This is a genomic window from Nocardioides ultimimeridianus (assembly GCF_054777895.1).
Genome location: NZ_BAAHAB010000013.1, coordinates 57,499 through 68,927 on the forward strand (window position 1 = coordinate 57,499; position 11,429 = coordinate 68,927).

General features: G+C 70.5%; 14 protein-coding genes and 1 tRNA gene. 9 read left to right on the plus strand and 6 right to left on the minus strand.

What is annotated here, in order from left to right:
* Positions 1-355: 355 nt before the first annotated feature.
* From ACYU8V_RS13550 to ACYU8V_RS13570, 5 genes are all read left to right on the plus strand, one after another.
* A complete protein-coding gene (locus ACYU8V_RS13550) occupies positions 356-1,417 on the plus strand; it encodes a sulfate ABC transporter substrate-binding protein (protein WP_460848059.1) in 1,062 nt (353 codons plus the stop codon).
* A complete protein-coding gene (gene cysT / locus ACYU8V_RS13555; RefSeq protein ID WP_460848061.1) occupies positions 1,417-2,256 on the plus strand; it encodes a sulfate ABC transporter permease subunit CysT in 840 nt (279 codons plus the stop codon). The genes ACYU8V_RS13550 and cysT overlap by 1 nt, the downstream gene beginning before the upstream one ends.
* The gene (locus ACYU8V_RS13560) at positions 2,249-3,058 is read left to right on the plus strand and encodes a sulfate ABC transporter permease subunit (RefSeq protein WP_460848062.1); all 810 of its coding nucleotides are present in this window, start codon (positions 2,249-2,251) and stop codon (positions 3,056-3,058) included. The genes cysT and ACYU8V_RS13560 overlap by 8 nt, the downstream gene beginning before the upstream one ends.
* A gap of 1 nt (position 3,059) precedes the next feature.
* Positions 3,060-4,058, plus strand: a complete 999-nt coding sequence (locus ACYU8V_RS13565; RefSeq protein ID WP_460848063.1) for a sulfate/molybdate ABC transporter ATP-binding protein — start codon at positions 3,060-3,062, stop codon at positions 4,056-4,058.
* Between the two features lie 90 nt (positions 4,059-4,148).
* On the plus strand, positions 4,149-4,424 hold the full coding sequence (locus ACYU8V_RS13570; RefSeq protein WP_460848064.1) for a hypothetical protein: 276 nt from the start codon (positions 4,149-4,151) through the stop codon (positions 4,422-4,424).
* A 7-nt stretch (positions 4,425-4,431) separates the two neighbouring features.
* Here ACYU8V_RS13570 and ACYU8V_RS13575 read toward each other — a convergent pair whose 3' ends face one another.
* Positions 4,432-6,186, minus strand: coding sequence for a hydroxysqualene dehydroxylase (locus tag ACYU8V_RS13575; RefSeq protein ID WP_460848065.1), 1,755 nt, complete (start codon positions 6,184-6,186; stop codon positions 4,432-4,434).
* A 125-nt stretch (positions 6,187-6,311) separates the two neighbouring features.
* Here ACYU8V_RS13575 and ACYU8V_RS13580 point away from each other — a divergent pair, with 125 nt between their 5' ends.
* A complete protein-coding gene (locus ACYU8V_RS13580; protein WP_460848066.1) occupies positions 6,312-6,752 on the plus strand; it encodes a hypothetical protein in 441 nt (146 codons plus the stop codon).
* Here the strand turns inward: ACYU8V_RS13580 and ACYU8V_RS13585 are convergent.
* Positions 6,718-7,194, minus strand: a complete 477-nt coding sequence (locus ACYU8V_RS13585; protein ID WP_460848068.1) for an SRPBCC domain-containing protein — start codon at positions 7,192-7,194, stop codon at positions 6,718-6,720. The two genes, ACYU8V_RS13580 and ACYU8V_RS13585, sit on opposite strands and share 35 nt — an antisense overlap.
* Positions 7,191-7,958, minus strand: a complete 768-nt coding sequence (locus tag ACYU8V_RS13590; RefSeq protein WP_460848070.1) for an alpha/beta hydrolase family protein — start codon at positions 7,956-7,958, stop codon at positions 7,191-7,193. Before ACYU8V_RS13590 ends, ACYU8V_RS13585 begins: the two co-directional genes overlap by 4 nt.
* A gap of 21 nt (positions 7,959-7,979) precedes the next feature.
* Here ACYU8V_RS13590 and ACYU8V_RS13595 point away from each other — a divergent pair, with 21 nt between their 5' ends.
* Entirely contained in the window at positions 7,980-8,603 is a 624-nt protein-coding gene (locus ACYU8V_RS13595) for a TMEM165/GDT1 family protein (RefSeq protein WP_460848071.1), read from the plus strand.
* Positions 8,604-8,629: 26 nt separating this feature from the next.
* Here the strand turns inward: ACYU8V_RS13595 and ACYU8V_RS13600 are convergent, their stop codons facing one another.
* Positions 8,630-9,043: a VOC family protein gene (locus tag ACYU8V_RS13600; protein WP_460848072.1), complete on the minus strand. Its 414-nt coding sequence runs from the start codon at positions 9,041-9,043 to the stop codon at positions 8,630-8,632.
* A 171-nt stretch (positions 9,044-9,214) separates the two neighbouring features.
* Between ACYU8V_RS13600 and ACYU8V_RS13605 the strand changes: the two genes are divergently transcribed.
* On the plus strand, positions 9,215-9,421 hold the full coding sequence (locus tag ACYU8V_RS13605) for a hypothetical protein (RefSeq protein ID WP_460848074.1): 207 nt from the start codon (positions 9,215-9,217) through the stop codon (positions 9,419-9,421).
* Positions 9,422-9,441: 20 nt separating this feature from the next.
* On the opposite strand, the gene ACYU8V_RS13610 is transcribed toward ACYU8V_RS13605, so the two are convergent.
* Together ACYU8V_RS13610 and ACYU8V_RS13615 are read right to left on the minus strand one after the other, a co-directional pair.
* The gene (locus tag ACYU8V_RS13610; RefSeq protein ID WP_460848076.1) at positions 9,442-10,659 is read right to left on the minus strand and encodes a hypothetical protein; all 1,218 of its coding nucleotides are present in this window, start codon (positions 10,657-10,659) and stop codon (positions 9,442-9,444) included.
* Positions 10,660-10,721: 62 nt separating this feature from the next.
* Positions 10,722-11,213: a YajQ family cyclic di-GMP-binding protein gene (locus ACYU8V_RS13615; RefSeq protein ID WP_460848078.1), complete on the minus strand. Its 492-nt coding sequence runs from the start codon at positions 11,211-11,213 to the stop codon at positions 10,722-10,724.
* 89 nt (positions 11,214-11,302) lie between these two features.
* Here ACYU8V_RS13615 and ACYU8V_RS13620 point away from each other — a divergent pair.
* A tRNA-Tyr gene (locus ACYU8V_RS13620) sits at positions 11,303-11,383 on the plus strand.
* Positions 11,384-11,429 lie beyond the last annotated feature (46 nt).

Below are 11,429 nucleotides of genomic sequence, written 5' to 3' on the forward strand. Positions count from 1 at the left end.
TGCGGCGCTGGACACATGTCCAGATTCGTGGCGCGGTCGATGCCGCACGCCCGAGTGCCGCGCCCGTCCTCCACGCATCTACCACGATAGACGCCCGCGCGACGAGCCCCCGCCGCTTCCGGTGGGTGAGAGTCCCGGCGCGGGTGACCTCCCTCACGTGCCGGGCCCCGGCTCCGCCGTACGCCGCGGAGCAGCTGCTCGCGATCCGACACGCGGTCATGTCTCGAGTTGACGAAGTGTTCTACTTAAGACTAGTAATCTACCTGAGATTGATAGGCGGGGCCGTTCACCCGATCGGCCGAACCGACCACCACGGCTCGGCCGCCCCTCGACCGAAGAGAAAGCAACGAGAACCATGAAGAAGACCCGTTCCGCCAAGACCGCTGCCGGCGTGGCCCTGCTCGCCGTGACCGGACTGGTCGCCACGGCGTGCACCTCCACCGCGAGCGGCGACTCGGCCAGCACCGTCTCGGTCGTCGGCTTCTCGGTCCTCCAGCAGGCCAACGACGCCGAGTTCAAGGCCTTCCAGGGCACCGCCCCGGGCAAGGGCGTGGACTTCGCGCCGTCGTACGGCCCCTCCGGCGACCAGTCCCGCAGCGTCGCCGGTGGTGCCAAGGCCGACGTCGTGCACTTCTCCCTCGAGCCCGACATGACCCGCCTGGTCGACGCCAACCTGGTGTCGAAGGACTGGAACCAGGGGCCCACCAAGGGCATCGCGACGGACTCGGTCGTCGTGTTCGTGGTGCGCAAGGGCAACCCGAAGCACATCACCTCCTGGGACGACCTGATCAAGCCCGGCGTCTCGGTCGTCACCCCCAACCCGGGCTCCTCCGGCGCGGCGAAGTGGAACCTGCTCGCCGCCTGGGAGCACATCACCGGCGCGGGCGGCAGCGAGGCCCAGGCCAAGGAGTTCGTCGGCAAGCTGCTGAAGAACACCCCGGTCCTCCCCGCGAGCGGCCGCGAGGCCACCTCGGCGTTCGTCGAGGGTGACCAGGACGTCCTGCTCGCCTACGAGGACGAGGCCATCCAGGCCCGGCAGGCCGGCGAGGACGTCGACTACGTCGTGCCGAGCGACACCCTGCTGATCCAGAACCCGGCCGCGGTCACCACCTCGGCGTCGCAGCCCGCGAAGGACTTCCTCAACTTCATGCTGAGCGCCCCGGGCCAGGAGATCTACGCCCAGTACGGCTTCCGCCCCGTGCCCGGCATCTCCGGCGTGACCGTGCCCGAGGTCCAGGGTGCCAACGACCCGAGCAACCCGTTCCCGGACCCGAAGACCCTCTACACCGTCGCGAAGAACCTCGGTGGCTGGGACTCGGCCAACTCGAAGTTCTTCAACGACGGCTCGGACGGCAACCCGGTCGGCATCATCAGCCAGCTGATCGCCGACTCGGGCTCGGACGCCCAGGACGGCTGATGACGATCGCGATCACCCCTGCTCGCCCGGCGCGTGTGCGCCGGGCGAGCAGGACCACGCTCACGCCGGCGTCGTCGCTGGCCCTCGGCATCTCGGTCACCTGGTTCAGCCTGCTGGTCCTGATCCCGCTCGCCGCGATCGTGGCCACGGCCGCCGGCGGTGGCTGGGACAGCTACTGGCGCACGATCACCAACGCCGAGACGTTCGCGGCCGTGCGGCTGACCGTGGAGCAGGCCGCAGTGGTGACCGTCCTCAACGTGGTGATGGGCACTCTGATCGCCTGGGTGCTGGTCCGTGACCGGTTCTTCGGCAAGCGCCTGCTGGACATCGTGATCGACATCCCCTTCGCGCTGCCGACGATCGTTGCCGGCCTGGTGCTGCTGGGCCTCTACGGCCCGACCAGCCCGATCGGCGTGCACTGGGCCTACACCCGGATGGCGGTCCCGCTCGCGCTGGCGTTCGTGACCCTCCCGTTCGTGGTCCGCACCGTGCAGCCGGTCCTCGGCGAGATCGACACCGACGTCGAGGAGGCCGCGGCCTCGCTCGGCGCCGGCCGGTGGACGATCCTTCGGCGCATCGTGCTGCCCAGCCTGCTGCCCGCGATCACCGCGGGAGCGGCGCTCGCGTTCGCTCGCGCCATCGCCGAGTACGGCTCGCTGGTGCTGCTCAGCAGCAACAAGCCGTTCGACAGCGAGGTCGCCTCGGTCCGCGTGCTCACCTACATCGAGAACGGCAGCACCGCAGCGGCGGCCTCCGTCGCCAGCCTGATGCTGCTCGTCTCGCTCGTCGTCATCGTCCTGCTCGACCTCATCTCCCGAAGGGCGGCCCGTCATGGTTGAGCTCGGCGGGCCCCTGAAGTGGGCCCTGCGCCTCCTGGTCCTCGGGTACGTCGGCCTGCTCGTCGCGTGGCCCACGACCGCACTCGTCCGGCAGGCGTTCGCCGGCGGCGTCGGCCCGGTGGTCGACCTGTTCAGCCGTCCCGACGTCCAGCACGCCCTCGTGCTCAGCTGCCAGATCGCGATCCAGGCCGTGGTCATCAACCTGGTCTTCGGCGTGACCATCTCGCTGCTGCTGGTGCGCTACGAGTTCCCGGGCAAGCGGGTGCTGTCGGCGCTCATCGACCTGCCGATGGCGGTCTCCCCGGTCGTCGTGGGCCTCTCGCTGCTGCTGGTCTACGGCCCGCGCAACGGCTGGTTCGGGCCGACCCTGGAGAGCTGGGGGCTGCACATCATCTTCAGCGGCCCCGGCATGATCATGGCCACCGCGTTCGTGGCCCTGCCGCTCGTCGTGCGCGAGGTCGTCCCGGTGCTCACCGAGATCGGTGACGACCAGGAGCAGGCCGCCCGCAGCCTGGGCGCCAACTTCCGCCAGACGTTCTGGCGGATCACCCTGCCCAGCATCAAGTGGGCCGTCGTGTACGGCGTCGTCCTGAGCCTGGCCCGCTGCCTCGGCGAGTTCGGCGCGGTCAAGGTCGTGTCCGGCAACGTCATCAACCAGACCCAGACCGCGACCCTGCTGGTCGAGTCCCAGTACCACGCGTTCGAGCAGGACTCGGCGTACGCGATCTCCTTCGTGCTCGCGTTCATCAGCGTCGTCTGCATCGTCGTCGTCTCCCTGCTCCGTCCCAAGGAAGGACACTGACATGAGCATCGAGGTCAAGAACCTGACCAAGGTCTACCCCGCCCAGTCCGGCCGTGAGCCGTTCGTGGCGCTCGACGACGTCAGCCTGTCGCTGCCCACCGGCCAGCTGACCGCCCTGCTCGGGCCGTCCGGCGGCGGCAAGTCGACGCTGCTGCGGATCATCGCGGGCCTCGACACCGCCACCAGCGGCTCGGTCGAGATCGAGGGTGTCGACGCGACCAAGCTGCCGCCGCAGAAGCGCAACGTCGGCTTCGTCTTCCAGCACTACGCGGTCTTCAAGCACATGACGGTCGCCAAGAACGTGGCCTTCGGCATGGAGATCCGCAAGCGCCCGAAGGCCGACGTCGTACGACGCGTCGACGAGCTGCTCGAGCTCGTCCACCTCTCCCAGTTCGCGCACCGGCTGCCCTCGCAGCTCTCCGGCGGCCAGCGCCAGCGCATGGCGCTGGCCCGGGCGCTCGCCGTCGAGCCCAGCGTGCTGCTGCTCGACGAGCCGTTCGGCGCCCTGGACGCGAAGGTCCGCAAGGAGCTGCGCGACTGGCTGCGCCGGCTGCACGACGAGGTCCACGTGACCACGGTGTTCGTGACGCACGACCAGGAGGAGGCCATGGAGGTCGCCGACGAGATCGTCGTGGTCAACCAGGGCCGCATCGAGCAGGTCGGCAGCCCCGACCAGCTGTACGACGAGCCCGCGAACGACTTCGTCATGGGCTTCCTCGGCGACGTCACCCGGCTCGGCCAGCTCCGGCTGCGCCCGCACGACATCGACGTGGCGGTCCAGCCCGGCGCGGCCGGCGCCCAGTCCGGCGTCGTCACGCGGCTGCTCCGCGTCGGCTTCGAGGTCCGCCTCGAGGTGGAGCCCGACGGCGGCGGTGAGCCGGTGGCCGTCGTACTCACCCGGACGCATGCGCACGCGCTGGATCTGGAGCTCGGCACCCGGGTGTGGCTGACGCCCGCTGTCGGCGCGGTCACGATCCCGGCGATGGCTGCTGCCGTCTGACGTCGTACCGCCTGCTGCACCGGGCCGTCCTCCCTCGGGAGGGCGGCCCGTTGTGCGACGCTTCCCCTCCAGACCTACGAGGGGGATGCGATGGGACTCAACCCGGTGGCCGACCTGCTGAAGCGGGCGGACAGGACGCTGGCGAGCGCGAACGACACGCTCGGCACCGTCGGCGGCACGCTGACGACGGTGGAGGGGACGCTCACCACCGTCGAGGGAACGCTGTCGAGCGTCGACCAGCGGATGACCGACGTCGATGCGACCCTGTCCGAGGTCAAGGACCTGCTCGCCCAGCTCGAGGAGAAGCTGGCGCTGATCGACCGGATCCCGGAGATCGTCGCCCTGCTGCAGAGCCTCCAGAAGTAGACCGGCTTCAGCCGAGGTCGAGCGCGTTCTTCTGGCCGGCCCCGTACAGCACCTTGTCGACGGCCTTGAGCGCCTCGAACTCCGGCGGCTTGTAGAGCTCGTACTTCGCCGCCGGGGCGGCGCTCGAGCCGGACGCGGCGAGGATCTGGTTGACCGCCTCGCGGGCCGACTCGTTGGCGCCCTCCATGGTCGCCAGGTCGATGTTGGTCTGCACGAAGTCGCCGCTGAGGAACAGGTTGGGGATCGCGGTGCGGGCCGTCGGGCGGTCCTTCCACGAGTCGACGGTGTTGACCAGCAGCGGCGTGTCGTTGCTGTTGCGGCCGCGGGCCGGGTGCCACCTGACCGCCGGGTCCATGAACCACGAGTGCACGATGCCGGCGGGCAGCTGGTCGCCGGCGGTCGTGTGCATCCGGATCTGGTGGAGGACCTCGCGTGCGATCTCGGCGCGGGTGCACTCCTTGGCCGGCTTCTTGTACAGCAGGCCCGGGGTCTCCCAGTCGGAGATGTCGACCGACAGGATGTCCTTGACCTTGCCGTCGCCGTAGTCGCGCGGCAGGTTGCGCGCGGTCCAGAACTGTCCCTGCGTCAGCGCGGTCAGCGCCCAGGGCGCGTCCATGAAGCTGATGTGGCCCTTGGTGATCTGCGGGGAGTCGTAGAGGAAGTACTGGATGCCGACCATCCAGTCGGTGAAGAGCGTCTTGAGTCGGCCCAGCCGCGGCTCGAGGGCGAGGACGGGCGCCGTGAGGGTCGGTACGACGCGCTCGACCGGCATCGCGCTGAGGTACCAGTCGGCGTGGACCGTCGTACGACGTCCCGCGCGGTCGGTCAGCACGGCGCCGGAGATCCGGCCGCCGCTCACGTCGTACCGCACCAGCTTCTGGCCGGCCACGAAGGTCACCCCGAGCGCCCGGAGGTGCTTCATCCACGGGTTGATCCAGGCCTCGTTGGTCGGCAGGTCGAGCACCCGGTCGACGGCGCCGTTGCTGCCGCGGCCCATCAGCGCGTAGACGAAGGCCTCGCCCATGTTGCCGATCGTGCGGGCGCTGGCGATCTTCTCCTTGGCCGCGACCAGGTTGCGGGTGAGGCCCGCGGCGAGCACGCGCTGGTACTCGGTGGAGTGCTCACCGGCCTTGATGAAGTTCCACCAGCTGACCTTCTCCCACTCGCCGAGGCGGCGCTCGTCGCAGCTGGTGAGGAAGACCAGCATCCGCTCGACGAAGTAGCCGAGCTCCTGCGGCGGCACGCCGGAGCCGGCGAGGTTGTCGGTCAGGTAGGCGCGCAGGTAGTCGACGCTGAGCAGCTGGGTCGGGTCGGGCCCGATGCCGAACACGAACCCGTCGGGGTGGCCGGCGCGCAGGAACTTCGCGCCCATCGCCGGGACGAGGTGGTCGAAGACGGTGCCGCTGCCGAACGGGATGCGCTGCATCGTGTCCGGCACGTGGTGGTAGAAGCCCGGGAAGAAGCGGAAGCCGTGCTCGCCCGGCAGGTCGCGGCGGGTGCCGGTGGCCGTGCCCGGGTCCGGGATGCTGCGGGCCTTGCCGCCCCACGCGGTGGGCTCGTAGACGGTGACCTCGAAGCCTCGTTCGACGAGCTCGTGGGCGGCCGTCAGTCCGGCCATCCCGCCGCCGAGGACGGCGACCCGGCGGCCCGAGCCGGAGGCGAGCGCCGGGGTGGCAACGGTGGTGGCGAGGGCGGCGGCGCCGGTGAGCGCGGCGGAGCCGGCCAGGACGCCGCGCCGGGTGACCGGGGCAGAGGGGAGCATGGGCCGACGCTAGACCGCGGCGGCGGCGTACGCACCCGGTCGTCCAGAAAGTGAGAACAAGCGTTATCAGATGGTCCGCAGCGGGGCGGGCAGGCGCCCGACCGGCAGGGAACTACGGTGGGTCCGTGAGCTATCTGCGCGCCACTCGGGTGCTGTGCGTGCTGCTCGCGCTCGCCTTCGTGGTGTCGGTCGTCCACTACGTCGACAACTACGTGAACTACTCCGACTACCCGACGCCGTCACCCGGCAGCCGGCTGCCGGTGCCGTCGGTCGAGGTGGTCGGCGGCAGCTGGTTCGTCTTCACCGCGTTCGGCGCCCTCGGCCTGGTGCTGTGGTTCCGCCGCCGGATCACGCTGTCCGCGGTCGCGCTGACGGCGTACTCGCTGTCCGGGCTGATCGGCATCGCCCACTACGCCATCCCCGGCGCGATCCACATGGTCTGGTGGCGCCAGACCCACGTCGTCGCCGACATCTGCTGCGGCGCCGCGGTGTTCGGCTTCGCGCTGTGGGCCGCCTGGCACTCCGACGAGCTCAGCCCTCCCGGGACGCGCGGCTCTCGGCCCTGACCTTGAGCGCCTCGGCGTGCCGGCGGAAGCCGTCGGCGACCCGTGCCGGGCCGGCCAGTCGGACCAGCGGCCCGCTGAACTCCTCGACGGTCTCGTAGAAGGTCGGGCCCTGGGGTGCCTGGCTCAACCGCTGGTGGCGTACGCCGCGCACCAGCCCGAGCCTGCTCGGCAGCCCCTCGTAGACGTACGACATCAGCGCGTACGCCGACCCGTCGGCCGCGAGGGCCGGTGGCTCGAGCGCGGTGATCCGCTCCGGGGAGCTCGTCTCGCGGCCGTTCGCCCAGCGCACCCGCAGCCGGATCGGGTTGCCGACCGCCGGCGGCTGCGCCGTCTCCGCACGGATGACGAACGGGTTCCACTCGGCGTAGCGCTCGGTCTCGGTCATGACGTCCCACACGACGGCGAGCGGCGCGTCGATCTCGACGCGGGCCGAGGGGTTCATGCGCCGGCCCCGGTCAGGTAGGGCTCGGCCCAGGCGCCGATGATCCGGGCGGCGCGGGCCGCCTGGCCGTGCGCGGTGAGCAGGTGGTCGCTGCCCTCGAGGGACACGAAGCTGCGCGGGTGGCGTGCGGCGGTGAAGATGTCGGCGGCGTTGCTGATGTCGACGGTGTCGTCGGTGGGGGAGTGCATCACCAGCAGCGGACGGTGCAGCTTCGGCACCGCGTCGAGCAGGTGGGCGTGCCGGACGTCCTCGACGAAGGTCCGCTTGAGGGTGAGCGCCTTGCCGCCGACCAGCCACCGGGCGTGGCCGTCGCTGACGGCGCGGTCGACCACGGCGTCGTACTGGTGCTCGACGGTGCGGGGGTCGCTCGGGGCGCCGACGGTGACGACGGCCCGCACGGTGGGCTCCTGGCTGGCGGTCACGATCGCCGCGGCCCCGCCCCAGGAGTGGCCGACGATCAGGTCCGCGGGCGTCCCGCGCTCGGCGAGGAACGCGAGCGCGCGCCGGGTGTCGGCGACCTTGACGGTGAAGGAGCCGTCACCCCAGTCGCCCTCGGAGTCGCCGAGCCCGAGGTTGTCGAAGCGCAGCATCGCGATGCCGTCGGCGGCCAGCTGCTTGCAGATCCGGGCCGCGGCCGGGCAGTCCTTGCCCAGCGTGAAGCCGTGGGCGTACAGACCCCATCCCCGGACCGGCCCGGTGGGCACGTCGATGAGGCCTGCCAGGAGGGGTCCGGTGGAGCTCGCGAAGGACACACGTTCGGCCACGTACGGCATCATGGCAGCACCATGGTGGATATCGGTGTCATCGCAGTTGTCTTCGGTCTGATCTTCGTGGGCGAGCTTCCGGACAAGTCGGCGATCGCGAGCCTCGTGCTCAGCACCCGCTTCCCGTGGCGGTGGGTCTTCACCGGGGTCGCGGCCGCGTTCCTGGTGCACGTGATCATCGCCGTGGCCGCCGGGTCGTTGCTCCAGCTGCTCCCGCACGACGCGGTGGAGATCGTCGTGACCGTCCTGTTCCTGGTCGGCGCGATCCTGATCTGGCGCGAGGGCGACGACGAGGAGGACGGCGACCGCGACGCCGAGATCGCCGCGGACGAGGCGGAGATCGCCGACGTACCGGCCACAGCCGGCTTCGGCAAGATCGCCTCGCTGGGCTTCGCCACGATCTTCGTGGCCGAGTGGGGCGACCTCACCCAGATCATGACCGCGAACCTCGCGGCGAAGTACGACGACCCGTGGTCGGTCGCGATCGGTGCCACCCTCGGGCTGTGGGCGGTCGCGCTGCTGGCCATGCTCGGCGGCGCCACCCTGCTGCGGGTGCTGCCGATGAAGTGGATCTGCCGCATCGCCGCGGTGGTGATGCTCGGCCTCGCGGTCTACACCGGGCTGGGCGTCGCCGGCGTCGTCTGACCCGGCGACCCGCCGCCCGCGGAGGGTCAGCCCTGCTGGTCGCCCGCGATGTTGACCATCCAGGCGATGCCGAACCTGTCGGTCACCATCCCGAACACGTCACCCCAGACCTGCTTCTCCAGCGGGACGGTGACCGTGCCGCCCTCGCTGAGGCCGTCCCAGTAGCCGCGCAGCTCGGCCTCGTCGTCGCCGCTCACCGACGCGGAGATCTGGCTGCCGGCGGAGAACTCCATGTGCGGCGGGGTGTCGGCCGCCATCAGCGTGAAGCCCGCGGGGGTCTCCAGCATGGCGTGCATGACCAGGTCGGCGCCGTCGCCGGTCATGCCCATGTCGCCGAACGTGGAGACGTTCAGCTCGCCACCGAAGATCCGGTGGTAGAAGTCCATCGCGGGCCTCGCGTCGTCGCGGAAGCTGATGTACGGGTTGAGCCTGCTCGCCATCGGGGGTCCTCTCGGGTGCGGTTGGAGCCCTCAGCAAAGCACCCGCCACCGACACCCGTCGCCCGTCCGGCGTGCTGACCTTCGGCCCGCCGCGCAGGACCTTCGGCTCTGTCGCCCGCCTCGCGACCGGCCGAGGATCGAGGTGTCCCCGAAGAGAGCAGGAGAAGCCTCATGTACGTCGCCGCGAGCTGGAGCCCGATGACCTGGGTGTTGATGTTCAGCTGCATGGCGCTCGCGATCCTGGCGGTCTTCGTGACCTTCGTGATCGTGCTCGTCCGCGCCGCGAACGCGACGCCCCCGCCCCGGCGTACCGAGCTGGTCGCGCACCCGGGCGGCGGCGAGGTGGACGCCGCCCACGACCACCCGCACGCCGCCTGACCCCTGCGTTCGGACCGCGGTCAGCCGACGGTGACGGTGATCGTGCGTGAGTTGTTCGCCAGCTCTCCAGCACCGGCGCCGATGTGGACGAAGACGTGCTGCGTACCCCTCGGCAGAGCGTGCCGGATGCGGTAGGACCCGTCATGCGCGACCGTGGCGCTGGCGACGACCGTCGGACCGCCCGGGGCGGTGCGGAACAGGCGGACCGTCGCGCCGGGCCGGCGGTCGAGCGTCGTACCGGACACGACCAGGGCCTGCGAGCGCGTCAGCGTCGTGTCGGACGCGCGGGCCGTCAGCGCGGTCCTCACCTGGATCGTGCGCATCGCGCTCGTGACGGGCGCATAGGCGACCGGGGGCATGACCCATCGGTACGTCGTCCGGACCCGCGGGCGCACCACGACCGCGGCCACTCCGCTCGCCGAGGTGGTCGTCGTGGTGAGCAGCCGGAAGGTCGTCGCCGGATAGGTGCGGGCGTACAGCCTGACCTGCGCACCGGCGACCGGGGCTGAGGACGAGTCGGTCGCGACGACACGGGTCGTGGCGTGCCCGCCCGCCGTGATCGTGTCCGCCGAGGTCGTCGGGGCCAACGTGGCCCGCGGCGCCTCGAAGTCGTAGGTAGTGGTCACGCCGGAGAGCCCGATGACGAGGTCGTCGACGTACACGATCTGGTTCGTCGTGCAGGTCTTGTCGTAGACCTCGATCGAGATGAGCGAGGCGCCCGGGTGGTCCTGGAGGTACTGGGCGTACGTCGTCGTGTTGCCCTTGACGTCGAGCTGGGTGGAGGCCGAGAGCAGGTCCACCGTGGCCCAGGACCCGTTGGTCGGTCCCGGCTGGAGGAACAGCTGGTCGGTGGTCAGGGCTCCGCTCGGCAGCACGTCGATCTCCATGCTGACCGTCTGAGCGGCCGTCCCCGCCGGCTCGAGGTGGGCCACCTTGAACGCTGTGAGCGCCGACGCGGGGGTGGAGCTGAAGCTCTGCGCCAGCGCGACGGCGTCCGGGGCCTGGCCCGACTGCAGCTGCAGGCTCCCGGCTCCGAGCGGAGGCGTGCCGGGGCCGTTCACGTGCGTCGCGCTACCGCCGCCCCCGGGCCCGCTGCAGAAGGGGAGCGCGGCGTTGCTGACGAAGAGCGGCGAAGGTACGCCGCTGTTGCTCACGACCGTCGCGGCGCCCGCCGGCGCCGTGGGGACGAGGAGCGACACGGCCAGAGCGAGCAGACCCAGGAGCGAAGCGCGACGCATGACCCATGCTAAGTCCGCGGCCGCGATCGAGGGGTCGGATCTGGCTGCGCGGTCCCGCCCGGTCAGCGGTAGTTCGTGAACTGCACCGCGAAGTCGTAGTCCTGCGCCTTCACCAGCGCCTGGACGGCCTGCAGGTCGTCGCGCTTCTTGGAGGAGATCCGCAGCTCGTCGCCCTGGATCTGCGCCTTGACGCCCTTGGGGCCCTCGTCGCGGATGAGCTTGGAGATCTTCTTGGCGTCCTCGGAGGTGATGCCCTCCTTGAGCGCGATCGCGATCTTGGACTGCTGGCCGGACTGGCGCGGCTCGGAGGCGTCGAGGATCTTCAGCGACTGGTTGCGCTTGATCAGCTTGTCCTGGAAGACGCTGAGCACCGCGCTCGCGCGGTCGTCGGCCGATGCGGTGATCTCGATGGCCTCGTCGCCCTTCCACTCGATCGTCGCGCCGGTGCCCTTGAAGTCGAAGCGGGTCGAGATCTCCCGCGCGGTCTGTCCGAGGGCGTTGTCGACCTCCTGGCGGTCGATCTTGCTGACGATGTCGAACGACGAGTCGGCCATGGGTCCTCCATTTTCGGGGGCGGTCGGGGCTGCGCTATTCTTTCGCCTCGTTGCCTGGCCACCAAACGGCGGTCCCGGCAGCATCCCGAGGCAGGTTGCCCGAGCGGCCAATGGGAGCGGACTGTAAATCCGTCGCGAAAGCTTCGAAGGTTCGAATCCTTCACCTGCCACGGTTCACTGAAGGGCCCCTGACCTGCCGAGACGCGGGTCAGGGGT

What these genes read in the sequence shown, in the direction of transcription:
- ACYU8V_RS13550 (WP_460848059.1), top strand. Translation starts at nt 356, where the DNA reads ATGAAGAAGACCCGTTCCGCCAAGACCGCTGCCGGCGTGGCCCTGCTC.
- cysT (WP_460848061.1), top strand. Translation starts at nt 1,417, where the DNA reads ATGACGATCGCGATCACCCCTGCTCGCCCGGCGCGTGTGCGCCGGGCG.
- ACYU8V_RS13560 (WP_460848062.1), top strand. Translation starts at nt 2,249, where the DNA reads ATGGTTGAGCTCGGCGGGCCCCTGAAGTGGGCCCTGCGCCTCCTGGTC.
- ACYU8V_RS13565 (WP_460848063.1), top strand. Translation starts at nt 3,060, where the DNA reads ATGAGCATCGAGGTCAAGAACCTGACCAAGGTCTACCCCGCCCAGTCC.
- ACYU8V_RS13570 (WP_460848064.1), top strand. Translation starts at nt 4,149, where the DNA reads ATGGGACTCAACCCGGTGGCCGACCTGCTGAAGCGGGCGGACAGGACG.
- ACYU8V_RS13575 (WP_460848065.1), bottom strand. Translation starts at nt 6,186, where the DNA reads ATGCTCCCCTCTGCCCCGGTCACCCGGCGCGGCGTCCTGGCCGGCTCC.
- ACYU8V_RS13585 (WP_460848068.1), bottom strand. Translation starts at nt 7,194, where the DNA reads ATGAACCCCTCGGCCCGCGTCGAGATCGACGCGCCGCTCGCCGTCGTG.
- ACYU8V_RS13595 (WP_460848071.1), top strand. Translation starts at nt 7,980, where the DNA reads ATGGTGGATATCGGTGTCATCGCAGTTGTCTTCGGTCTGATCTTCGTG.
- ACYU8V_RS13600 (WP_460848072.1), bottom strand. Translation starts at nt 9,043, where the DNA reads ATGGCGAGCAGGCTCAACCCGTACATCAGCTTCCGCGACGACGCGAGG.
- ACYU8V_RS13605 (WP_460848074.1), top strand. Translation starts at nt 9,215, where the DNA reads ATGTACGTCGCCGCGAGCTGGAGCCCGATGACCTGGGTGTTGATGTTC.
- ACYU8V_RS13610 (WP_460848076.1), bottom strand. Translation starts at nt 10,659, where the DNA reads ATGCGTCGCGCTTCGCTCCTGGGTCTGCTCGCTCTGGCCGTGTCGCTC.
- ACYU8V_RS13615 (WP_460848078.1), bottom strand. Translation starts at nt 11,213, where the DNA reads ATGGCCGACTCGTCGTTCGACATCGTCAGCAAGATCGACCGCCAGGAG.